The sequence below is a fragment of the Kiritimatiellia bacterium genome, from assembly GCA_026417735.1.
Classification (GTDB): Bacteria; Verrucomicrobiota; Kiritimatiellia; order PWTM01; family PWTM01; genus CAACVY01.
The window spans coordinates 165,897-187,805 of record JAOACR010000009.1; the positions used below are offsets into that span (position 1 = coordinate 165,897).

The 21,909-nt window shown below is 68.4% G+C and carries 22 protein-coding genes and 1 tRNA gene; 11 read left to right on the top strand and 12 right to left on the bottom strand.

The annotated features are described in order from the left end of the window. Positions 1-13 precede the first annotated feature (13 nt). The 6 genes from N2652_04360 to N2652_04385 all read left to right on the top strand — a co-directional run bounded on the left by N2652_04360 (position 14) and on the right by N2652_04385 (position 4,240). On the top strand, positions 14-517 hold the full coding sequence (locus N2652_04360) for a hydrogenase maturation protease (GenBank protein MCX7818429.1): 504 nt from the start codon (positions 14-16) through the stop codon (positions 515-517). Further along, positions 514-900 carry a response regulator gene (locus N2652_04365; protein MCX7818430.1) on the top strand — a complete coding sequence of 129 codons (387 nt, stop codon included), beginning with the start codon at positions 514-516 and terminating at the stop codon, positions 898-900. The genes N2652_04360 and N2652_04365 overlap by 4 nt, the downstream gene beginning before the upstream one ends. 16 nt (positions 901-916) lie before the next feature. Continuing rightward, on the top strand, positions 917-1,936 hold the full coding sequence (locus N2652_04370; GenBank protein MCX7818431.1) for an alpha-L-fucosidase: 1,020 nt from the start codon (positions 917-919) through the stop codon (positions 1,934-1,936). A gap of 107 nt (positions 1,937-2,043) precedes the next feature. Then, a tRNA-Ala gene (locus N2652_04375) sits at positions 2,044-2,119 on the top strand. Positions 2,120-2,160: 41 nt separating this feature from the next. After that, the gene (locus tag N2652_04380) at positions 2,161-3,033 is read left to right on the top strand and encodes an alpha/beta hydrolase (protein MCX7818432.1); all 873 of its coding nucleotides are present in this window, start codon (positions 2,161-2,163) and stop codon (positions 3,031-3,033) included. A gap of 64 nt (positions 3,034-3,097) precedes the next feature. Then, the gene (locus N2652_04385; GenBank protein MCX7818433.1) at positions 3,098-4,240 is read left to right on the top strand and encodes a hypothetical protein; all 1,143 of its coding nucleotides are present in this window, start codon (positions 3,098-3,100) and stop codon (positions 4,238-4,240) included. A 12-nt stretch (positions 4,241-4,252) separates the two neighbouring features. Here N2652_04385 and galU read toward each other — a convergent pair whose 3' ends face one another. Then, the gene (gene galU, locus N2652_04390) at positions 4,253-5,173 is read right to left on the bottom strand and encodes a UTP--glucose-1-phosphate uridylyltransferase GalU (GenBank protein ID MCX7818434.1); all 921 of its coding nucleotides are present in this window, start codon (positions 5,171-5,173) and stop codon (positions 4,253-4,255) included. Continuing rightward, the gene (locus N2652_04395; GenBank protein ID MCX7818435.1) at positions 5,163-6,185 is read right to left on the bottom strand and encodes a GHMP kinase; all 1,023 of its coding nucleotides are present in this window, start codon (positions 6,183-6,185) and stop codon (positions 5,163-5,165) included. The genes galU and N2652_04395 overlap by 11 nt, the downstream gene beginning before the upstream one ends. 130 nt (positions 6,186-6,315) lie before the next feature. Here N2652_04395 and N2652_04400 point away from each other — a divergent pair, with 130 nt between their 5' ends. Continuing rightward, positions 6,316-7,059, top strand: a complete 744-nt coding sequence (locus tag N2652_04400; GenBank protein ID MCX7818436.1) for a phenylalanine--tRNA ligase beta subunit-related protein — start codon at positions 6,316-6,318, stop codon at positions 7,057-7,059. Positions 7,060-7,655: 596 nt separating this feature from the next. On the opposite strand, the gene N2652_04405 is transcribed toward N2652_04400, so the two are convergent. From N2652_04405 to priA, 10 genes are all read right to left on the bottom strand, one after another. Further along, positions 7,656-8,054, bottom strand: coding sequence for a hypothetical protein (locus N2652_04405; GenBank protein ID MCX7818437.1), 399 nt, complete (start codon positions 8,052-8,054; stop codon positions 7,656-7,658). 53 nt (positions 8,055-8,107) lie between these two features. Then, on the bottom strand, positions 8,108-8,794 hold the full coding sequence (locus tag N2652_04410; protein ID MCX7818438.1) for a hypothetical protein: 687 nt from the start codon (positions 8,792-8,794) through the stop codon (positions 8,108-8,110). 125 nt (positions 8,795-8,919) lie between these two features. Beyond that, the gene (hemE, locus tag N2652_04415) at positions 8,920-10,017 is read right to left on the bottom strand and encodes a uroporphyrinogen decarboxylase (protein MCX7818439.1); all 1,098 of its coding nucleotides are present in this window, start codon (positions 10,015-10,017) and stop codon (positions 8,920-8,922) included. Beyond that, complete coding sequence (locus N2652_04420; GenBank protein ID MCX7818440.1) at positions 10,014-11,330, bottom strand: glutamate-1-semialdehyde 2,1-aminomutase; 1,317 nt, start codon at positions 11,328-11,330, stop codon at positions 10,014-10,016. Before N2652_04420 ends, hemE begins: the two co-directional genes overlap by 4 nt. After that, positions 11,327-12,385 carry a porphobilinogen synthase gene (gene hemB / locus N2652_04425; protein MCX7818441.1) on the bottom strand — a complete coding sequence of 353 codons (1,059 nt, stop codon included), beginning with the start codon at positions 12,383-12,385 and terminating at the stop codon, positions 11,327-11,329. Before hemB ends, N2652_04420 begins: the two co-directional genes overlap by 4 nt. Further along, positions 12,382-13,749, bottom strand: a complete 1,368-nt coding sequence (locus N2652_04430) for a uroporphyrinogen-III synthase (protein MCX7818442.1) — start codon at positions 13,747-13,749, stop codon at positions 12,382-12,384. Before N2652_04430 ends, hemB begins: the two co-directional genes overlap by 4 nt. Continuing rightward, positions 13,731-14,693 (bottom strand): hypothetical protein, encoded by a 963-nt coding sequence (locus tag N2652_04435; GenBank protein MCX7818443.1) that lies wholly within the window; start codon positions 14,691-14,693, stop codon positions 13,731-13,733. Before N2652_04435 ends, N2652_04430 begins: the two co-directional genes overlap by 19 nt. A 530-nt stretch (positions 14,694-15,223) precedes the next feature. After that, the gene (locus tag N2652_04440; GenBank protein MCX7818444.1) at positions 15,224-15,826 is read right to left on the bottom strand and encodes a thioredoxin family protein; all 603 of its coding nucleotides are present in this window, start codon (positions 15,824-15,826) and stop codon (positions 15,224-15,226) included. Positions 15,827-15,839: 13 nt separating this feature from the next. Further along, complete coding sequence (locus tag N2652_04445; protein MCX7818445.1) at positions 15,840-16,676, bottom strand: protein-disulfide reductase DsbD family protein; 837 nt, start codon at positions 16,674-16,676, stop codon at positions 15,840-15,842. Then, entirely contained in the window at positions 16,651-18,951 is a 2,301-nt protein-coding gene (gene priA, locus N2652_04450) for a primosomal protein N' (GenBank protein ID MCX7818446.1), read from the bottom strand. Before priA ends, N2652_04445 begins: the two co-directional genes overlap by 26 nt. 63 nt (positions 18,952-19,014) lie before the next feature. Here priA and efp point away from each other — a divergent pair, with 63 nt between their 5' ends. The 4 genes from efp (at position 19,015) to N2652_04470 (ending at position 21,902) form a co-directional block, all read left to right on the top strand. Then, on the top strand, positions 19,015-19,584 hold the full coding sequence (gene efp / locus N2652_04455) for an elongation factor P (protein MCX7818447.1): 570 nt from the start codon (positions 19,015-19,017) through the stop codon (positions 19,582-19,584). Between the two features lie 16 nt (positions 19,585-19,600). Then, positions 19,601-20,203 carry a MarC family protein gene (locus N2652_04460; GenBank protein MCX7818448.1) on the top strand — a complete coding sequence of 201 codons (603 nt, stop codon included), beginning with the start codon at positions 19,601-19,603 and terminating at the stop codon, positions 20,201-20,203. Between the two features lie 7 nt (positions 20,204-20,210). Continuing rightward, the gene (locus tag N2652_04465; protein MCX7818449.1) at positions 20,211-21,146 is read left to right on the top strand and encodes an EF-P lysine aminoacylase GenX; all 936 of its coding nucleotides are present in this window, start codon (positions 20,211-20,213) and stop codon (positions 21,144-21,146) included. A gap of 69 nt (positions 21,147-21,215) precedes the next feature. Then, a complete protein-coding gene (locus N2652_04470; protein MCX7818450.1) occupies positions 21,216-21,902 on the top strand; it encodes a type II secretion system GspH family protein in 687 nt (228 codons plus the stop codon). Positions 21,903-21,909 lie beyond the last annotated feature (7 nt).

Consider the following 21,909-nt stretch of genomic DNA (forward strand, 5'->3'; position numbering starts at 1 on the left):
TGTTGATCGACCCATGCGCCGGCGGGTCCTGGTGATCGGTTACGGCAATCCCGGCCGCCTCGACGATGGTCTCGGGCCGGCTTGCGCGGAGGCGTTGCGCGCACGCGCAATCCCCGGCGTCACCGTCGAGAGCAACTACCAGCTCGTCGTGGAAGACGCCGCGGCCGCCGCCGGTCACGACGCTGTCGTCTTTGTCGACGCGACGGTCGACGGCCCGGAGCCGTTCGCCTGGCGGCCCACCTCTCCCCATGCCGCCACCGGCCTCGGCAGCCACACGTTGGATCCCGGCGCGGTGCTGGAGCTGACCCGCTCGGTCTTCCACGCACACCCCGAGGGCTGGATCCTCGCGATCCGCGGCTACGAGTTCGACCGGTTCGGTGAACGGCTCTCCCCCCGCGCCCGAGAGAACCTTGACGCCGCGATCGAGTTCCTCGACTCTTGGCTGCGCGCGGGCGCCGCCCCCGCGCCCGATAAGCCGCATTCGGAGGTCGTGACGGACGAGAAGGAGACGCGATGAAAGACGGCAAGTTCGTGATCTTGTACGTGGACGATGACCAGGACTATCTCGACACGGTCCGCGCGATTCTCGAGTCCGCCGGCTATCTGATGGTCGAGGCCCACTCCGCGGAGGAGGGCATCAAGGTCTACAAGGCGCACCGGCCGGACCTGATTCTGTTAGACCTCATGATGGAAGAGGTCGACTCCGGCACCGGCATGATCAAGGAGCTGCGGCTGCTGAACAACACTGCGCCGGTGTATCTGCTCAGCTCCGCGGGCGACCAGCTCAACATGGTCACCAGCTACGCCGATCTCGGCCTTGCGGGCATCTTCCAGAAGCCGGTCGACCCCAAGGTGCTGCTGCACACCATCGGCGAGCGTCTACGCCGCCCGTCGGGCTGAACGGGAAGGCCGTTGGATGGCCACGCCTCTGCGGGCAATGGTGATCGCCGCGCTGGCGCTCGGCGGCTCACCCACGCCAGGAGGGGCGGACGACGCCCGCGAGGCGTTCCGCCGCGAGTTCCTCACGTGGCGGTTCGGGATGTTCATCCACTTCGACATCGCGACGTTCAATGAGCGCGAATGGTCGAACGGCTATGAGGATCCCACGAGCTTTGCGCCGACGAATCTCGACTGCGGGCAGTGGGCGGACGCGGCCCGGACGGCCGGCATGCGGTATGCGGTACTGACGGTGAAGCACACCGGCGGGTGGTGTCTCTGGCCGACCGCGCTCACGCGCAGTCACGGCGCAACGGCGCTCCGCAACTTTCGCGACGGCCGCGGCGACCTCGTCCGCGAGTTCGTAGAGGCGTTCCGAGCCCGTGGTTTGAAGGTCGGCTTCTACTATTGTTTCCCCGGCAACTACACCGGTCGCTGCGGGAACCCCCCACTGGCGGCGGGCCAGAGGGATCTCTGCGGGCTGCCTCCCGAGGCCGCGGGCGACTTCCTAGGCTTCATCCGCGCTCAACTGACCGAGCTGCTCACCGGCTACGGCCCCGTGGATCTGCTGTGGATTGACCAGTACCGAAACCGCTACACCGGCGCGCAGTGGCCTGAGCTGTTGGCGCACATTCGCCGTTTGCAACCGGGGTGCGTGGTGGTGGCGAACAACGCGCGCAACTTCGCCGACAGCGACATCCACAGCTACGAGTATCCCTGGGCCCGGCACGCGGATCCGGCGCACGCGCTTCCGCCGCCGACCAACACGGCCGCGGCGGAGGTGTCGGACAAGCTTGGCCCCGGCTGGTTCTGGAGTTCGCGGGAGACCGCGCAGACGATTCAGACGCCGGAGCAGGTGGTGGAGATGGTGCGCCTTTGCAATTCCCGCCGAGCGAACTACCTGCTGAATGTTGCGCCCGATCGCACCGGTCGGATCCCGGAGTACTCCGTGCAGTGTTTGCGACGCATCGGAGAGCTGTTGCGGGATTCCCCGCGCTGATTGGCGGCCTCGCACGCAGTTGACTTCCCCGGTTTGCTCTGCGAGATTGGACGCCTGTTCGGGCGGCGGGTGCGCGGTTGCGGCCCGTCGCCCGGGTGCGCCGGCGTGGGGGTATAGCTCAGTTGGGAGAGCGCTTGAATGGCATTCAAGAGGTCAGGGGTTCGACTCCCCTTACCTCCACCACCGCCCACCCGCTCGACTAGCGTCCCCACAGGGAGGTCACTATGGATCGGTTGCGAACCGCAGGCGCAATCCTTGCCGTTGTCCACCGGATCGCCGCGGGGGCGGGGGAGCCGTTGGTGGTGCATCTGTGGCCTGACCGGCCACCGGGCATGACCGGCGCGCCACCGGTCGAAACGGAACAGCCGGCGAAACAGGACGGCATTCGCCGGATCACGAACATCTATCCGCCGCGCATCGAGATGTACCGGGCCGAGCACCCCACCGGCGCCGCTATTCTGGTCTGCCCGGGCGGCGGATACAATATCCTGGCCATCTCGCACGAGGGCACCGACGTGGCCCGGTGGTTGAACAGCCTTGGTATTACCGCCGCGCTGCTCTACTACCGCGTGCCGAACCAGCGCGACGGCGCGTTCCAGGACGCCCAGCGCGCCCTCAGCCTGCTGCGTGCCCGAGCAGTGGAATGGGGTCTGCAGACCAATCGCCTCGGGGTGCTCGGCTTCTCCGCCGGCGGACATCTCGCCGCAAAGCTGGCGAGCCACGCCGGGCCACGCACCTACGAGCGCGTGGACGATGCCGACGACCTCTCGTGCCGCCCCGACCTCGCCGTGTTGGTGTACCCGGCCTATCTGCTGGCCACCAACACCGCCGGCACTGCGGAGCTCGCTTTGCCCGCCGGCGCACACTGCCCCCCGGCCTTTCTTGTCCACGCCGCGGACGATCACATTTCTGCGGAGAATAGCGTCGCCTGGTTCCTGGCGCTGCGCCGGGCCGGCGTGCCGGCCGAGCTGCACGTTTACGCGAAGGGCGGCCACGGCTTCGGCATGAAGCGCGACCCGCCCGCGCCGGTGCGTACCTGGCCGGACCGCTGCGCCGACTGGCTGCGCGAACAGGGTTGGGCGCGAGACGGCGAGTGATGATCTGGACGCCACATCTCCGGGCGGTGCGCCTCGGCGCTGGGCCGGAAGCGCCGTGTGCGCGATGACACCCCGGCAACGGTTGCTGACCACGTTGCGCGGTGAACGTGCGGACCGCGTGCCGGTGTCCCCCTTCGTGCAGGAGGAGTATCTCTCGTGGTACTGGCCCGACCGTCCGACGGTGGACCGCGTCGTGGACGCAACCGAGCTGGCCGAAGAACTGGACTTCGATCTCATCGCGAAGCCGCGCGCGCTGGAGCCGCCGCATTTCCTCCGTCGAAGCCGGCCGGGCTGGGAGGTGGTGCAGACCGAATCGGTCGAGGGCGGCCTGCAGGTGCGCCGGCTCGAAATCCGCGCACCGGACCGCACGCTCTGCCGGGAGGACTCGCGCCCGCTTGCGGGCGCCGCGACGGCCGGGCTGAGCTGGACGCCACAGCGCCCGCTGCTGGCCGACCGCGATGACATTGAATGGTTCGCCGACCACCGCCCGGCGCTCGATGAAAGCGACCGCGAGGAGATGCGGCAGGTGATCGCGCAGTGGCGGCGGGTGCTGGGCGAGCGCGGGGTGCTGGCGCCCTGGGGATTCGCGGGCGTGTTCAACGTCGCCGCAGAACTGATTGGCATGGACCGGCTCTACGTGTTGCCGTATGAAGATGAGTCGCTCTACCGGCGGTTGATGGAGTCGCTCAGCGCGGCCGAATGCGAGTACAACGCCGCGCTCGCTGCGGCCGGCGCCGATGCGATCGGGCTGCAGGGTCACATCGCGGGCGGCGCGTCGGTAGGGCCGGAGTTTTTCCGCGATTTCGTTCTGCCGTACGAGCGGCGGGTGATCGAGGCGATCCACGCGGCCGGCGCGTTCACGGTGTATCACAACTGCGGCTTCGCGCGCTCGCTCTACGAGAACTACCTTGAGCTCGGGATGACCGTCTGGGAAACGGTGGCGCCGCCCCCCCGGGGTGACAACTCGCTCGCCGAGGCGAAGGCGCGGCTGGGCGAGCGAATCATACTGCTCGGCAATCTCGACCAGGTCGATTTTCTCAAACGCGCATCGCCGGCGGAGGTCGCCGCGCAGACGCGCGAGATTGTCCGCACCGGCAAACCCGGCGGCCGCTACATCTTCTCCACCTCCGACTTTCTCGAGCGCGGGACGCCGAGAGAGAACGTCGTCGCGATGATCGAGGCGGCGAAAGCGGAGGGGCGGTACTGAGCCGCGCGCGACTTATTCGGGGCGCAGCTCCTCGGCCTCCACCGGTGCGGCGGGCCCGGCCGGCGCCGGTAGCGTCGCGGCGAGGTTCTGTAACCACACCACAAGATCCTGCCGGAGGTCGGGACGCCGGAGCGCAAACAGGATATTCGTGCGGAGGAAGTCCAACCGGTTGCCGATGTCGTAGCGGGCACCGTTGAACCGCAACCCGTAGATCGGCTGTTCCTGTGCCATGCGCCGTAACGCGTCGGTGAGCTGAATCTCGTTGTTCTTCCCCGGCGGCGTCCGCTCCAGATGCACGAACACGTCCGGCGTCAGCACGTATCGGCCCGCAATCGCGAGGTTCGAGGGGGCGCGGTCCGGATCGGGTTTTTCAACCAGATCACCGATCCGAAACAGTCCCGGCTCGATTTCCTCGCCCGCAATCACCCCGTAGCGGTGGACCTTCGCAATCGGAACCTCTTCGAGCGCAACCACCGAGCGGCCGAACCGTTCGAACAGCCGGAGCATCTCGCCCATCACCGGCAACTCGGACTCGATGAGCGTGTCGCCGAGCAGCACCGCGAACGGTTCGTCCTCCACGTGGTCGCGCGCGTAGGTGATCGCGTCGCCCAGCCCCTTCAGCTCGCGTTGCCAGACGAAATGGAGCCGCGCGATGGTGGAGATGCGCCGGATCGCCTCCAGCTCCGCCTCGCGACCCCGCGCCGCCAGCGCTTCCTCCAGCTCAAAATTGCGGTCGAAGTGCTCCTCGATCGCCCGCTTCCCCTTGCCGATGATCATCAGCACATCGCGCAGACCGGCCGCGGCCGCCTCCTCGACGACGTACTGGATCACCGGCTTGTCCACGATCGGCAGCATCTCCTTGGGCTGCGACTTCGACGCGGGCAAGAAGCGCGTGCCGAGGCCGGCGGCGGGGATCACAGCTTTACGAACCATGCGAGGCCTCCGAGGGCTGGACGTAGCAGGGCCGGATCACACGGCAGCCCAGGCGGGCCAGCTCCTCCTCCAGCCGCAGGAACATCGCGTCGCCGTCGTACGTGCCGACGATCGCGCCGCCGGATCCGGTGAACTTCGCGCTCGCGCCGACGCTACGCGCGGCCTCGACCATCCGGATGTTCCCTCGGCTGATCTTGTAGATCGAGCGGCGGAGGTCAAAGTTCGCGTTCAGCAGCGGGCCGATCTCCGCGCCCCGCCCGGCGAGCAACAGCTCCCGGACCCGCAGCGCGAGGTCCGCCCAGGTGCGCATCGCCGCATGCACCTGCGGGTCACCCGCCTCCCACCGCGCGCGGATGTTGTTGTGAAACACCTCGGTGCCTTCCGCGAGGTCGCGCCGGTACGCAATGTACAGCGGCGGCAGCAGCTTCAGGTCGAGCCGCTCGTAGTGGCCATAGCCCTGCCGCTCCATCAGCTGCCGGTCGAAATCCATGTACACCAGCCCGTCGTACACCTGCGCGACGCGGTCCTGCAGGCCGGCCGGAATGCCGAGTTCAGCGGTCTCGACCGACAGCACCAGGTTCGCGAACACCGGCAATGCAATCTGAACGCCGTAGAACGCGCACAGCGCGCGCATGCACGCGGTGATGATCGCGCTGGAGCCGGCCAGCCCCACTTGCTGCGGGATGTCCGAATGGTACTCCACCGTAAAATTGCGCGGCGGCAGCTCGATCCCTTGCGCCGAGCAATGGTCGTAAAACCGCTTGATCGTTGCCTTCAGCAGCCGGACTCCGCCGTAGTAGCCATGTCGCCGCACGTCCTCGGCCAGCGCGGAAATCGAGTCGAAGATCGATAGGTCCCGGTCCGCCGGCAGAATCTGCAGCCGCGGCGACTCGTACAGTGTGACGGTCGCCCGAAAGTTCGAAAAGGTAAACGAAATCGTCCGGCCGAAATAGCCGTCCGAAGGGTTGCCAATCAACCCGGCGCGCGGATAGGCATGGGCTTGAATCAACACGCGGTACGAGCTGCCAATGCGCAAATGCTACCACCCCGCGCCTCCCTCGCCAATGTCGGCCGTTCCGCCGCCCGCCCCGAGTACCGGTGCGACTTGCACGCGCCACAGGGCACCGCAAGATCATGCGGCGATGAGCGCGATGCTGCCGCCATCGATCGAACCGGAACTGATCGCCCGGTGCCCCACTTTTGCGAGCGGTTCGCTGCGGTGCGTCGTGGAGACCGCCGCACATCCGGGCGCGTTTGCAGACGAGCTGGCCGCCGCCGTCGCCGACGCGGCAGCGACGCCGCTGGAGGCGATCGCGCAGCACCCGATCATCTCCGCCACGCGGGAGCTCTACCGCCGTTGCGGCAAGGATCCGAGCCGCTATCGACCCGCCGCCGAGCAGCTCCGGCGCCGCGCAGTCCGCGGCGCGGGGCCACACCCCGTTCACCCGCTCGTGGACATCGTGAACTGGCTATCGCTGCGGACCGGTTTTTCGATCAGCGGCGTGGACGCCGCGGCGCTGCGCGGCCAGCTCCGCTGGGGCATTGGTCGCGCCGGAGAACCCTACGAGGCGATCGGCCGAGGCCCGCTCAACATTGCCGGGCTCCCGGTGCTGCGAGACGACCTCGGACCATTCGCGTCGCCGACGAGCGATTCGGTCCGCGCACGCATTCGCGAGGACACACGGGACGTTCTGATCGTTCTTTGCGCGCCCGCCGGCCGCGAGGGCCTTGCCGGAGCGCTCCAGATGGCCCGGGTGGCGCTGGTCACCGTGCTCGCCGCGCGGCAGATCGAACTACATATCGTCGAGGCGGCGACCGGCGGGTCCGCCACGACCGAGCGAAATTTGGAAAACCATTCCCGATCCGCAACAGAAAAACTTCAGTAGCAGCGCTCCCCGGGCAACAGCCGGCCGCCGGGACCCGCGCGCCGATCGCTGCCGACCGTCACGCTACGGGCAGTTGCGTCAAACACGCGCGGCGACCATTTCAGCGGCGCGGCGTTCGAGCCTCCGCGGCGAGAGCGGCGGCCACTCGGCTGGCTGCAGGCTCGGATCGGTGCGCGCGCGGCGCGCCATCGAAGCGATCGCCTTGCCGGCGGCCGCCGACGCCGCACGCGGGTTGCGCGCCCGCCCCCGATTCGCCCGCAGACTCGGGGTGATCCCGTCGCCACAACCCCGAAACTCACCTGCATGCGTCCGGCGCCCCAGCGCTCATTCGAACAACACCTCCCACGGCCCATCGCCGTTCCCATCCTCGACGGTCAAGCCAGCTTCGGAAATATTAGAGAGCACCAGCCGTCCAACATGAGGTCTTCGATCTCGCTTCGCAACGCCAAGTTACTGAACCCGATCCTCTGGCATGCTTCATCAAGGAGTGATTCAATCGCGTTCACATCCCCTTCCATCTCTGGCGTCACGTACTTGTTCGCGATGTCTTAGCTGGCGGCCATGAGGACACGCTTGCCAGTCGGCGCTGTGATTGTTTACCTGAACGTGCGCATGTTAGTTTCTCCCGAATATCCGGCCCTAGATACGGAGATTTTGGCAATGGTCCCGCTGTTCTTTTCCTTCGCCATAACCATTTTCATCTTCGGCGGGTTTCCGAACAGCTGGAGGTGGCGGGTAACGGCTTCGCGCCCCAGGTGGTCGCCACAGTACTCTTGATACCACTTGTCGCGGTAAGTCTTACCATAAAACGATCGAACCAACGGCTCACCACGCCTCCGACTGCAAACAAACAGCGGGTCCACGCCGCGCCGATACCACGCCGGACCCTCAAAGTGCCGCCACTGGGCCTTTTCGTGGAATACCCGCTTTGGGGCTTTCAGCACGCGATTCATGCCTTCGACACCGTCAACCGCAGGAACATAGAGCGTGATCACGCGCGTTCTCGAATTATAGGTGTCGAGAGTTGCGCCTGATTTGCGCATCACTCTTACCGAAACTTTGTCGTCCTCATCTCGTTGAGCACGTCTTCGGGGAGCAAGGAGAGCATGTTGGTGACATAGCCGGCAACCGCCCGCGACGGATACGGACCGCGGGTGTACGGCGACCGGATCGACGCTCTCATTTGCGTGGCGGTACTTCCGTGATCCTTTCTGAGATCGCGAAGAACTCCGGCAATTTCCTTGCGCGTCCAGGCATTTCGCTTGTCCAATCCGCGCGCGGAGATGGTCGCTTTCCAAGTGTCGCCGCCACCGAGGAGAGGGCGCGCCACCGGCGCGACCGGCGCTGTGATCGGGCCGCCGCCCAGCCATTCAAACGGGCTGCGGCTGTCATCGAGCTTGATGTCCTTTGCCGTTCGCTCGGACTGCGCCCAGACGGTCGCGCCGTAATGCTCGCGCAGGCTCGCCAGCGGCATCCTCAGGTCTGCCGGATGCCAACGGTAGGCCTTTGCCGGGTCATCGCCGCGCTCGGTCGCCCGCTCCGCCGGTGTCCGCACGTCCACTGGATGTCCGTCGCCCAGATCGAGGGTCCGGTTCCGCGGATCGGTCATGCACTGCTCGACCGCCGGCGTGGGCGTCCATCCGCGCGGATCGCCCGGTTTGTACCCTCGCGTCTCCTCGAACTCCTCCGGGGTGATTGGCACCAGCTGGCAGCGGCAGTTGTACTCCCAGGGCATATCGTGATCCTTCCAGAACGGATGGTCCGCCGGCAGGATCAACCCGTTGGCGCGACCTCATCACTGACGGCGATATGGCAGCACGCGCGGAAATGCAGCCCTGATCTGCGCCTGAGCGGGCCGCCTTATGGGGGGAAGGAGGCGAGCTGGGCCGCCGGTCGGCGTGTTGCCAGGTGCACGAACTCGACGAGATCGCGGATTCGGGCGGGATCGGTTTCCTTTGGCACGCCATGGCCGAGGTTGAAGATGTGCCCCGGGCGGTTGCCTGCGCGCCGGAGAACCTCGCGGGCGGCGGCAAACATCGCACGGCGCGGGCCCAACAGCTGCCGTGGGTCCAGATTCCCCTGCACTGCGAACCCGCCGCCGAGCTGCTGCCAGGCTTCGTCCAGGGGAATGTCCTCGCCCACCGAAATCACCTCCGCGCCGGCGCTCCGCATCGCGGAAAGCAGATGAGATGAGCGGCCGGCGAAGAGAATGGCCGGCACCGTCGTTGGCCGGCAGGCGGCGCGCAGTGCGCGGGCAGCCGCGGGCAGCGCCCAGCGGCGGTACGCGCCGGGATCCAAGACAGCGGCCCAGGTGTCGAACAGTTGCACCGCCGAAGCGCCGGCGCGGATCTGCGCCGCGAGCAACCCTCCGGCGAGCTCTGCGAGCACACGGAGCCATCGCGCCCACGTGCGGGGATGCTCAGCGGCAAAGCGGAGCGCGGGCCCCGCGCCACGTGAACCACCGCCACCCAGCGCATACACCGCCAGCGTAAACGGTGCGCCCGCAAAACCGATCAGCGGCACCCTCCCCTTCAGCACACGGCGTAAGTTGCGCAGCGCCCCAAGGGTCGGCTCGATCGCGGCCAGCCCCTCGTCGAGCCGATCGGCGGCGCGCCGCACATCGGCCGGTTCGCAGATCGGCCGCTCGAATACCGGCCCACGCCCCTCAACAAACCGCAGACCCAGGCCGAGGCCGTCGAGCGGCAGCAGGATGTCTGAAAACACGATCGCGGCGTCCACGCCGAACGCCTCCAACGGCTGCAGCGTGATCGCGGCGGCCTGGTCGGGGTCCCGCAGCAGTTCGAGCATTGAGTGGCGGGCCCGCAGCCGGCGATACTCCGGCATGTACCGGCCAGCCTGGCGCATGAACCACACCGGTGTGCAATCGGTCGGTTGACGCCGACACGCCGCCAGAAACCGCGGTTCCCGAACGGCCGCCGTCCGCAGGGTCGCCGTCATCGCTTGGGCGCACGCTCGCCGCGCGGCTCGTCCACCGCGAGCATTTCCAGCGCCCGGCGCCATACCGGCAACGTGGATTCGAGCACCTCGTCGGTGTGCGCGGTGGAGAGAAACGCGACCTCAAACGCAGAAGGCGGAAGATACACCCCGCCGGCCAACAACGTGTGAAACAGCGGGCGGAACCGTTCTGCCTGTTCGGCGGGGATCTCTTCGAAACATCGCGGCGCGCGCTCACCAAAGAACATCGAAAAGAGGCTGCCGCGGACGACGAACTCGACGGCGGCACCTGCCGCGGCAGCCAGATCCCGCAGCTCCGCCACATAGGCGGCGGTGCGCCGTGCAAGGTCAGGCCATGGGCGCTCGGCCTTCAGACACCGCAGCGTCGCCAGCCCCGCCGCCACCGAGATCGGATTGCCGCTCAGCGTACCGGCCTGATAGACAGGTCCGTCCGGTGCCAGCAGGTCCATCAGCGCCGCGCGGCCGCCCACCGCGCCGACGGGTAGTCCTCCGCCGATGATTTTCCCGAGGCAGATGAGGTCGGGCCGGATGGCGCCCGGCTCGAGCGTCTGCACGCTGCCCCAGCCGAACCGAAAACCCGTGATCACCTCGTCCCAGATCAAAAGCGCGCCCACCGCCGCGGCGCGGTCCGCGACTGCGCGAAGAAAGCCCGGCTCCGGCGGAATCAGACCGGCGTTCGCTGGTATCGGCTCCAGAACGATCGCGGCGAGTTCCCGGCCGTGCTCCGTGAGCACGCGGTCCACATCCTCGATGTGATTGAACCGCGCGATCAGCGTCTGCTGGGCCCAGGCGCGCGGGACGCCGGCGGAGGAGGCCTCTGCGAGTCCCGCGACGCCGCTGCCCGCGCGTACGAGCAGCCCGTCCGCATGGCCGTGGTAGGCACCGCTGAACTTCAGAATCCGGTCGCGGCCGGTCGCACCGCGCGCGATCCGCAACGCGGTCATGCACGCCTCGGTGCCGGAGTTGACAAGGCGAACGCGATCCACCGAGGGAATCGCCGAGACGATCTCCTCCGCCAGCTCCACTTCCGCCTCCGTGGTCACCGCGAAGCTGGTGCCGCGCGCGGCGGCCTCGGCAACCGCGGCAACAACCTCGGGCCGTGCGTGGCCGAGGATCAGTGGGCCGAACGACATGCAGAAATCCACCAGCCGGCGCCCGTCCACCGTGTGCAGATGCGCTCCCTCTGCACGGCGTGCGAAAATCGGCGTACCGCCCACTGCGCGGAAGGCACGAACGGGGCTGTTCACGCCACCCGGCAGCACGGCCCGGGCGCGCTCGGCGAGCGGGGCGGTCACGGCTGCCTCCGGCGACGCGCGGCGAGACGGCGCAGGCGTGTCGGCCGACGGCCCGGGGTGCCCTCTGTCCCCCGGGGAGGAGAGGAGCTCATCCACTCGATCAACGCCGGTGCCAGATAGCTGACCACCGCAGCGGCGCCGGCGCGGTGAAAGGCGGTGATCGTTTCCAGCGTCGCCGCGCGCAGGTCCATCGCGCCCGCCGCAGCCGCGTGCCAGAGCATCGCGAACTCTCCAGAGACCTGGTAGGCGAGCACCGGCACCGGCACGCTCTCGCGCACCTCCCGCACCAAGTCTAGACACGGCAGACCCGGTTTCACGATCAGCGCGTCGGCGCCCTCCTCCACGTCGCGCCGGGCCGCCCGCAACGCCAGACGCCGTGCGGCGGGCGGCAGCTGGTAGGCGCGCCGGTCGCCAAATGCGGGCGCCGAACGCGCGGCTTCGCGAAACGGCCCATAGAACACCGAGGCGAACTTCACCGCATAGCTCAGGATCGCGCAGGATGGCCGACCGGCCTCCCGCAGCGCGGCGCGGATCGCGGCGACCCGGTTGTCCATCATGTCCGAGGGCGCCACCACATGCGCGCCGGCAGCGGCGTAGGCGGCAGCGATGCGCGCGAGCCGGGCGATCGTCGCGTCGTTGTCCACGGTGCCGTCGGGGCGCAGCAACCCGCAATGGCCGTGGTCGGTCCATGCGCAGAGGCACACGTCGGCGATGAGCAGCAGTTCCGGATAGGCGGCCCGCAGGCTCGCCAACGCGCGCACCACCGGCGAGCGGTCCGAATCGGCGCGGGATCCGGTCGCGTCCTTGCCGTCCCGCGGGACGCCAAACAGCAGCACCGCCCGCAGGCCCGCGGCAACCGGCTTGTCCAACGCCTCGTGCAGCCGCCCGACGCCCCACCGAAACTGGCCGGGCATCGCCTCGATGGGTTCCCGCGCGCCCGGCTTGTCGGTCACAAACAGCGGCCACACGAGCCGGTTCGGAGCCGGGCCACCATCCGCCTGCCAGACGCGCAGAATCTCATGCGAATAGCCCGGATGCAGTTCCACTCGGCTCATTCGATCATTTCTCCGTCCAGCCCGGCCTCGCGCAGCGCCCGCAGTGTCGTTGGCCCGATCGCGAGCCGCCGGCGGCCCACCAGCCGCTCGCCGGGATAATACCGCACCCACGCCGCCACCGTGCTCGGACTCGTGAAGACGACGCCCGCGAACGGTCGCGACGGCAGCGGGCCGGGATAGTGGTCCCGCGTGTAATAGAACACCGCTGCGCGCAGCTCGATGCCACGCCCGGACATGGCTCGGCGGCGTTCGTCAATCGGAGAACGGTCGGAAGCCGGATAAAAGCAGCAACGCGCGGCCCCCTCAGGAATTTCTCGCAGCAGCGAGCCGACACCGCCAAAGTCGTGTGCGGTCGCATCCGGGGGGAACCCCAGCCGCTCCGCAGCGTCACCCGCGGCCGGTCCCACCGCATAGATGCGGGGGCGGCGAGTCTGGCGAACAGCGCCGGCCCAGTGCGTCCAGGCGTGCACGAACGCGCGCGCCGCAAAGGCGGACGCAAACACGAGCGCGTCGCAGCCGGCCCAGTGCCGCTCCAGCTCCGCAAGACGCTCTTCCAATGGCCGTGGCTCGAGCTGGATCATGGGCCAAGGGACCAGGGGTCCCAACCGGCTGAAGTGGTCCGGATGGGTACCGGTAAAGAGCAGGGCGTCGGCCGGCCAGTCCGCGGGGGCCGAGGGCAGCTCGGTCGGTGCATCGAAGAGATCGCGGCGGAAATCGAGCGGTCGGATCGCGGCAATGAGATCGGTCTCCTCCGAGCGGGCGACCACCGCCAGGTGTCCCTGCAGCGGCGCTGCATCGCCCGGCAGGTAACCGTGGATCCGGCCGGCCAGCCCCAGCCGGATCAGCGCGCAGGCGGCGACCACGATTGCGTCGTAATCGCCGCGGTCCAGCGCGGCGAGTCGCTGCTCAATGTTGCCCCGAATCGGTCGTGTCTGCGCCGCCGGCAACAGAGCGCGGACCGCCGCATCGCGCCGCGGCGTGCTGGAGCCGACCACCCGCACGCCGTGCGGCCACGCGACTCCATCGCGAAGCACCAGCGCGTCGCGGGGGTCGAGCCCCGGCAGCAACGCGGCGACGGTCAGTCCCTCTGGCGGCCGCCGCGGGAGGTCTTTCGCGGAGTGAACCGCCAGATCGGCGCCGTGTTCGAGGAGCAATTGGTCGAGGTCGCGCGTAAAAAAATCGTCCGGCAGCGACGGGTCGGACAACGGCGTCGTGCGGTCACGATCGCCCGGCGTCTCGGCGAACACCAGCTCAAACTCGGTGCCGGCCGGCAGGACGCGGCGCAGTGCGGCCACCGCTTCGTCCACCTGTGCGCGCGAAAGCGGGCTCGGTCGCGCGGCGATCCTCAGCGCGCGGCGGCCCATTCGCGCGCCCCCATCGCAATGACCCGAGCGGCAATCTCCGCGCGGCGCCGTCGCTCCTCCAGATTGGTCTGCGCCATCGCTTCGATCTCGCGCAAGGGCACCACCCTCACCTCTTCCAACCCGGCAACATCCGCGGCGCAGTCCGGCGGCGCACCCAGATCTACAATCAGCAGGGGCCGGCCGGCGCCGGCGAGATGCCGGGCATACAGGACGGGGTGGGGCGCGGCGGTCGCGCAGACGATTCCACGCACGCCGTCTAGGAGCGAACTCAACGAGTCCAGTCCGCCCGCAAAGCCACCGCACTGCGCGGCGACCCGCAACGCGTTCTCCGGGCAGCGCCCCGCAACGCGGATCGCGACCGCCCCCTGCCGCGCCAGCCGCCGGGCAACCGAGGTCGCCAGCGACCCCGATCCGATCACGCCGATCGGTTCCGACACCGACACTTCGTCCAGCAGCCGGCGGACCGCGAGCGTCGCCAGCGAAGTCATGGACTCATCAATCCGGCTCTCGCGCCGCGCGCGGCGGGCCAGAGCCAGCGCATCCTGGAAGATTCGATCAAGCTCCGTGGCATCCGCGCCGCCCTGTTCACGAAACCGGCGGTAGGCCTCTCGTACCTGCCCGAGGATTTCCAGCTCGCCGAGAAGGCGGCTTTCCAGGCCGGCCGCGATGCGGGCGAGCCGTTCGAACGCCTCCACCCCCGCCCAACGGCGTCCGGGCACCGCCAGCTCCGCAGGTTCAGTGGCGCCATACCACTCGAGGCGCTGGCATGTGTTCAGCACCAGCGCCCTGCCCGCAAGCCGTTCCTCCAGCTCCGCCGCAATTACTGCACGCCGGCACGGCTCCGTAATGTCCACCGACCCGGCCTGCAGCACACAGCGGCGAGGCTCCCCGGCGGCTCGAATCGCCTTGCCGCCGTGAACGAGACCTGCCCGACTCGAAATCACAACTCCTCAGCGTATGCGCGGGCCTCGAGGCTGACAAGCACCGGTCGCAACACCTCGCTGCCCCGCCTATTCCTTGGTCCTGTCAGTCCCGCAGCCCACGCCGCCCGCCCCGAGCCACAGTCCGACTCTGAAGGCGTAGCTTTCGACTACGCGACGAGGGTTCGCGAATTCTGTCGGGCGCACTGTCCTGCTGTCCAACCCTTGGGCCTTTGGGGCGCCCCTCTCTCCCATTCTTGGACGGAGCCAACCCGTTGGGATCCCAGCTCAGCACGTGCGGCCACCCCCCTTCGCACACGGCCAAAACCCTCGGCCTGCGCACCGGCTCGCCAGGGCTCACCCTTTGCACCTGCTCCGCAGTCGCACGCGTTGCGATCCCGCACGTCCACGGGCACGACAACCAGCAGTCTAGCCGCCGGAGGGCTTGGAGTGAGCGCCGCGGCGCATCCCGCACACGGCGCGCTAGCCGGCGCCACCTCACCCACTCCCGCAGCGCGCTCTCGTTCGGCCCCGGGGCCGAAGAAGGAGACGGCTCAGTACTTCACGCTGCAACCGTACGGCTTTGTCTGCGGCACCGAAACAGCCTTGCCGGCTTTCGCCTCCGCAATCGCCTGTTTGACGTAGTTGGTCGCCCCCGCTATGTCAGAGGGATCAGCGGAGGCCTTGCTGTCAATCGCGCCGGCGTAGATCACGTTGCCGTCCGGCCCGATCACGAACATGTGCGGTGTGGTTTTCGCACCGTACGCCCGGCCGAGCTCGCCGCTCTCGTCGATCACCCGGGCGGTCGCAGCACTTTTCTCTTCCGCGGCGCGCCGGTCCCATTCCGCGGCGGTCATGTGGCCCTGTTTGCCAGGCGCCGCGGAGTTGACGCTGATCCACACGACGCCTTCCGCCGTGAGCTCCCGCTGCAGTGCTTGCATCGCACCGCCGCTGTACCACTTCTTCACAAACGGGCACTGGGGATTGGTCCACTCGAGCACAACGTACTTGCCCTTGAAGTCCGCCAGCGAGTGGGTCTTGCCGGACGTGTCCTTCACTGTGAAGTCCGGTGCTTTCTGTCCGGGCACCGCCTCTGCGGCCGCCCCGAGCGCAAACGTAACGGTGAGTGCGATCACACCACGACTGACTGCCTTCATGTTGCGGTCCTCCTTACTTGTCCTTCACGGTATCCCGGCCGCCGCGGATTTCAAGCTCCAGCCCCCCACCTTCCTCCAGCAACAGCACCGCGGCCCAAACTGGGGGCACCGAAAAACCGGCCGCACGGGGCAGGTCTGCGAACCATTCACCGATTCCGCCGCGCACCCACCGCGGAGTTGCCGCAGCCGGCAGGAACGCCCCTTCGTAGGGGAGTACCAGAGCCGGCGTGCCGGCCCGCAAGCCGCGCAGATGCACCCGAATCTGGTCGCCGGTCGTCTCGAAGACTGCAGCGACATCTGGCCATCGGCGGGGTAAACGCTCGCGAGCCTCCCGCAGCTCGGCCGCCCCGGCGGGCGCCTCTATCGCCGACGGCCCCGCGGGAATCTCTTGTTCTGCCTCTGCGGAGCCGGGGATGCAGACATCGCGGCACTGCAACCAGTGGACGCGCACCCGTAACCGAGCCACCCGCCCCGAGGGCCAGTCCGAGGGAGGCTGAATCCGTACCGGTATCCTCACCGTGCCTTCGTATCCGAACGATGCGAGCCCACCGTCCGTAAACCGTTTCGGCACCGGCCATTCGGGGGCCCCCGCCTGAAAGCCGGTGGGCAGCTCCCAGACCAGCTCGGTTGCAAGACCCGAGTCGCCGGGGTTGCGCCAGTAGATATGCCAGCCTTCCGGAACCTCGAGGCGAACGGCCACATCGAACGGCCGCCCCGGCGCGAACCGCGAAACCGCCAGCACCAGGCTGACCCGGACGGTCGGTGCGGTCTCTTCCGCCGCCCCCACAGTCGCGGCCAGCGCCAGCGCCGCGAGCACCATGCCGCTACAGAATCGACACCGCGTCCACATCGAACACGCCCTCCACGCCCGACGGCCACGGATGTTCCCGGATCCATCGTCGGAGCAGCTCGAGAACCTCCAGCACCTTCGTTGTCCGCATCAGAATCTGATACCGGTACCGGCCGCGGACCTTCGCGATCGGCGCGGGAGCCGGATCGGGCACTACCGCCCGCGCGCCGAGCTGCGCCCGCAATGAGGCCGCTGCGTCGGCCGCGGCGGCCGCCACCGCCACTTCCGACTCGCCCCGCAACAGCAGCAAAATCACGTGCGCAAACGGCGGGTAGCCGAGCTCCCGGCGAAAAGCCAGCTCCTGGTCGTAGAACGTTGCCCAGTCGAGGCGCCGGGCGGCCTGTACCGCCGCGTGAAACGGCGTGTAGGTCTGCACCACGACCTCCCCCGCCACATCGCCCCTCCCCGCCCGCCCGGCGACTTGGATCAGCAACTGGAAGGTTCGCTCGCCCGCGCGGAAATCCGGCAGATGCAGCGCAAGGTCGGCCTGAACGACGCCGACGAGCGTCACGTTCGGGAAGTCCAGCCCCTTGGCGATCATCTGGGTCCCGATCAGCACGTCGAGCCGACCGAGCCGAAACTCACCCAGCACGCGCCGGTAATCGTCCTTGCGCGCCATCGTGTCAGAATCCATCCGCGCGACTCGTGCGCGCGGAAACAGACGCTTCAGGATTTCTTCGACCCGCTCGGTCCCTACGCCCGCGTGACGGATCGCCGGGTCCCCGCAGTCCTTCGCCGGGCAGCGCTCCGGCACCGGCCCGGCCGCACCGCACAGGTGGCATACCAGCTGCGCGCGCACCTTGTGAAACACCATCGCGACGCTGCAGGCTTCACAACGGACCACATGGCCGCAGCGCGGACAGATCAGGCTCGACGCATAGCCTCGCCGGTTCAGAAACAGAATCGTTTGCTCGCCTTTCGCGAGGCGGTCTTCGATCCGCTCGATCAGTATCTTCGAAAACACCGCGGCCCGGCCGGTCCGCGCCGACTCCGCGCGCATGTCGACGATGCGGATTGCCGGCATCTGCCGGTGGTCCACCCGGTGTGGCATTTCAACGAGCGCGTACTTGCCGATCGCGGCGTTCCGCCAGGACTCCAGCGAGGGCGTTGCGGAGCCCAGCACCACCGCGCATCCCTCGAGATGGCCGCGCATGACCGCGACGTCCCGCGCGTGATACCGGGGCGTTTCGTCCTGCTTGTAGGTCGGCTCGTGCTCCTCGTCCACGACGATCAACCCCAGGTTGCGCACCGGCGCGAACAGCGCAGAACGCGCGCCGACGACGATCCGAGCGCGCCCCTCGTAAACGCGATACCACTCATCGAATCGTTCGCCATCGGAGAGATGGCTGTGGAGCACTGCGATGGTGTCGCCGAAGCGGGCGCGGAATCGCTCCACCGTTTGCGGCGTGAGCGAGATTTCCGGCACCAGCACGATCGCGCCGCGGTCGTTTCGCAGCGCGTGGTCCATCGCCTGCAGATACACCTCGGTCTTGCCGCTGCCCGTGACGCCGAACAGCAGCACCACGGGCGGCCGGCGGGTGTCGATCGCGCGCCGGATCGTCTCGAGCGCGGCGACCTGTTGCGGCATCAGCGGGAGCGGTGCGGTGCGCACGGTGCGGTCCTCGTGCGCCGGCGCGCGGCGGCGGGTAGCGGTCTCCACGCGCACCCAGCCGGCGGCCGCCAGCGCCCGCACCGCGGCGGCCGCGCCCTGTATTGCGCGCGCCAGGTTCGCGAGCCACTGCTCCCCGTGCGCGCTCCGCAGCGCGCTTAGCACCGCGAACTGCCGGGGCGCGCGCCGCTGCAGCCGCGCCTCCTGCTCGGGCGGCGGCCAGTGCTCCAGCACCACCCGGCGCCGCGCCAGCTCCCGCGCTCCACCGTGCCGCACCGGCGCCGGCAAAACGGTGTGAACCGCCGCCTCCAACGGCGCCAGGTAGTAATCGGCCATCCACCGCGCCAGCCGCATCACCGGTTCGCGGATCAGCGCCTGGCGGCCCGCAATCTGCAGAATGGGCTTCAGATCGGTCCGGTCCGAGTGATCCGTGATCTCGACGATGTAGCCAGGACGGCGCGAGCGGCCGAACGGCACCACCACCGGCGTGCCCGGCACCGCCAGCGGCGCCAGCTCGTCCGGAATCGTGTAGTCGAACACGCGGTTCAGCGGCAGTCGCACCACAACTTTCGCGATCCGCGGCATGGGGCCATCATAGGCGCGCGCCTCCCCGAAGTGAATCGGCCGCCCCCCCCGGTCGGCGCGCTTGATCCCGACGCCGCTCACCGGCATACTGCAGCGCCGGTTCGCGCGGCGGCCGCGGTGCGCCGCCCGGCGGAGAGATCTCAGATGTACACGGCGTCCGATCTGCGTAAAGGCCTCAAAATCGAGCTCGACGGCGTGCCGTACGAGGTCGTCGAGTTCAACTTTGTGAAGCCCGGCAAGGGCCAGGCGATGTACAAGTGTCGCATCAAAAACCTGATCACCCGGACCACCCAAGACCGCACCTTCCGCGAGGTGGACCAGATCGGCAAGCCGGACCTCGAGGAACGGGTGGTACAGTACTCGTACGAGGACGGGCACCACTACGTCTTCACCGACCCGCGCACTTACGAGGAGTTCCACCTGAGCGCGGACACCCTGGGTGACGCGCGCTACTTTTTGAGCGACAATGTCGAGGTGAGCCTGCTGCTGCACAACGGCCGGGTGATCGGCGTTGAGTTCGTGAAGCCGTTTGTGGAAAAAGAAATCGTGGAGACCGAGCCCGGTGTGCGCGGCGACACCGCGACGAACGTGACAAAGCCGGCGAAGATCGACACCGGCTATGAGCTGCGCGTGCCGCTGTTCATTGATGTGGGCGACTGGGTCCGCATCGACACGCGCACCGGCGAGTACGTCGAACGCGTGAGTCGGCGCTAACGGCTGCCGCCGCGCAATGACCGGCGCCGCCCACGGTTTCTGGCTCTGCTTTGTGCCTCTCTTCGCGGCGCTGAACCCGATCTCCGTGGTCCCGCTGTTCGCCGGCATGGTGGAGGGGCTGTCCGAGGAACGACGCCGGCGGATCGTTGTGCAGTCGCTGGCCACCGCCTCGGCGGTGTCGCTGGCATTTCTGTTCGGGGGCAAGGCGTTGTTCCGGTTGCTCGGCGTCACCGTCGCGGACTTCATGGTCGCAGGCGGGCTGCTGCTCTTCCTCATATCGTTGCGCGATCTGACCCAGCGCGAGACTCATCCCTCCGCCCGCGGTGACGAGGCGCTCGGCGCGGTGCCGATCGGAGTACCGCTCATCGTCGGCCCCGCGACGCTCACGACGCTGCTCCTGCTGAACGACCAGCACGGCCCCGTGGCGACCATTGCCGCGTTGCTGGTGAACCTCGCACTGGTCGGGCTCATCCTGCACTCGGCGGCGCGGATTCAGCGATGGCTAGGTAAGGCCGGCACACGCGCGCTCGCGAAGGTGTCCGCGCTGCTGCTGGCCGCAATTGCGGTGAAGATCGCGCGCCGCGGCCTTCAGCAAATACTGGCCGCGCCAGACCTTTGAGGCCCGCATGACTGCACCGCCCGCCGACCATCCGCTCGCGGTGCGTCATCGCGTGCTGCGCGCGTTGCGAACTTTTTTTGATGCGCGCGGCTTCACTGAGGTCCAGACGCCCGTCCGTATCCTGGCGCCGGCGCTGGAGCCGCACATCTACGCGGTCCCCTCCGGCGCCGCATGGCTGCGAACCTCACCGGAACTGCACATGAAACGCCTGCTGGCCGCCGGCTGGCCGGCGATCTACCAGATCGGCCCGTGCTTCCGCGCGGGCGAACGGGGAACACTGCATCACCCCGAATTTACGATGCTGGAATGGTACCGAGCGGAGGCAGACGCGGAACGAATCCTCGCCGACGTCGGCGAGCTGCTGCCGCTCCTTGCCGGTCTGGCGACGCCCGCCGCGCGCCACCGCCGTCCCGACGCGATCGCCGCGCTTGACAAACCGGTCCGCCGCATCACGGTCGCGGAGGCCTTCCGGCAAACCGCCGGATGGGACCCGCTCCACGAAACGGACATGGACCGCTTCGACCGTGACTTGGTGGACCGCGTCGAGCCGTCGCTGCCACGCGACGCGCCGGTGGTACTGACCGGCTACCCCCCCGCCGCCGCCGGTTTCGCCAGGGTTCGGCCCGGCCCGCCCGCCGTCGCGGAGCGTTGGGAACTGTACGTGGGCGGGATCGAGCTGGTGAACGCGGCGACCGAGCTGACCGACCCGGTGGAGTACCGACGGCGGTATGACGTCCGGGCCGCGCTGCGTGCCGCCCGTGGTGAATCGGTCTATCCGCCGGACGAGGCATTCCTCGCCGCGGCCGGCGCGCTGCCACCCTGCGCGGGCGCGGCGATGGGCGTGGACCGGCTCGTGATGCTGCTGGCCGGCTGCGAAACGGTTTGGGAGACGCTGGCCACGCCCGAGGAAATTCGGGATCCGCCGTCCCTCCGCTGGGAGTGAGGGACGCTAGCGGGTCCAGACCGATCGGCCATGCTTGGAAATCATGGCCGCCAGCGCTAGATTGGGGACGTGAAAGCAGCACTGCCTCCCTCGCCGAAGTTCGGATTCACGCTCGTCGAGCTGCTGGTGGTCAGCAGCATCATCGTGATCCTCGCCGCGCTGACAGTGCCGCTGGTCGGCCGCGGCCTGGCCAGTGCCCACCGAATGCGTTGCTCGTCCAATCTCAGCCAGCTGGTGCGCGGGGTGTTCCTCTACGCGGATCACAATCCCCGAAATCCGCGGCAGTTCTTCCCGCCGTTTCCGACCGTCGCCCAGGACAGTGACTGGGTGCGGGCGCTGACAAATTTTGTCGCGGACGCCAGCATGGGCGAGGTACTCACCTGCCCTGGGCGGAAACTGAATCGGGCATCGCTGTGCTACTCCGGCCATCCTCGCCTGCTCGGCACCAGCCGAGGGTATCGCGCCAGCGACGTTCCACGCACCTCATCGGTGCTGCTGATCGGTGAAGGGCCTCAGGGCAGCGGCGGCGCGGACGCACCAAAACTCTACACCGCCTTCGATGCCGCCGCGGGCTCCGCAGAATCACAGGCCGAAACCCCGCTGCCGGCGCCCGGCGCCGACGGCGCCGGCGGCACGGTGGCCTGGCGGCACCGCGCGGAGGGACAGGCGGCCGCGAATTTCGCGTTCGTCGACACCCACGTCGAAACGATCCCCACCAACACGTTGCGCTACAAGCACGTCGCAATCGGCTACTGACCGCGAC

Coding starts and splice junctions, on each gene's coding strand:
- N2652_04380 (MCX7818432.1), top strand. CDS start 2,161: ATGGATCGGTTGCGAACCGCAGGCGCAATCCTTGCCGTTGTCCACCGG.
- N2652_04360 (MCX7818429.1), top strand. CDS start 14: ATGCGCCGGCGGGTCCTGGTGATCGGTTACGGCAATCCCGGCCGCCTC.
- N2652_04445 (MCX7818445.1), bottom strand. CDS start 16,676: ATGTGGACGCGGTGTCGATTCTGTAGCGGCATGGTGCTCGCGGCGCTG.
- hemE (MCX7818439.1), bottom strand. CDS start 10,017: ATGACGGCGACCCTGCGGACGGCGGCCGTTCGGGAACCGCGGTTTCTG.
- N2652_04430 (MCX7818442.1), bottom strand. CDS start 13,749: ATGGGCCGCCGCGCGCTGAGGATCGCCGCGCGACCGAGCCCGCTTTCG.
- efp (MCX7818447.1), top strand. CDS start 19,015: ATGTACACGGCGTCCGATCTGCGTAAAGGCCTCAAAATCGAGCTCGAC.
- hemB (MCX7818441.1), bottom strand. CDS start 12,385: ATGAGCCGAGTGGAACTGCATCCGGGCTATTCGCATGAGATTCTGCGC.
- N2652_04460 (MCX7818448.1), top strand. CDS start 19,601: ATGACCGGCGCCGCCCACGGTTTCTGGCTCTGCTTTGTGCCTCTCTTC.
- N2652_04365 (MCX7818430.1), top strand. CDS start 514: ATGAAAGACGGCAAGTTCGTGATCTTGTACGTGGACGATGACCAGGAC.
- N2652_04465 (MCX7818449.1), top strand. CDS start 20,211: ATGACTGCACCGCCCGCCGACCATCCGCTCGCGGTGCGTCATCGCGTG.
- N2652_04410 (MCX7818438.1), bottom strand. CDS start 8,794: ATGCCCTGGGAGTACAACTGCCGCTGCCAGCTGGTGCCAATCACCCCG.
- N2652_04440 (MCX7818444.1), bottom strand. CDS start 15,826: ATGAAGGCAGTCAGTCGTGGTGTGATCGCACTCACCGTTACGTTTGCG.
- galU (MCX7818434.1), bottom strand. CDS start 5,173: ATGGTTCGTAAAGCTGTGATCCCCGCCGCCGGCCTCGGCACGCGCTTC.
- N2652_04370 (MCX7818431.1), top strand. CDS start 917: ATGGCCACGCCTCTGCGGGCAATGGTGATCGCCGCGCTGGCGCTCGGC.
- N2652_04385 (MCX7818433.1), top strand. CDS start 3,098: ATGACACCCCGGCAACGGTTGCTGACCACGTTGCGCGGTGAACGTGCG.
- N2652_04400 (MCX7818436.1), top strand. CDS start 6,316: ATGAGCGCGATGCTGCCGCCATCGATCGAACCGGAACTGATCGCCCGG.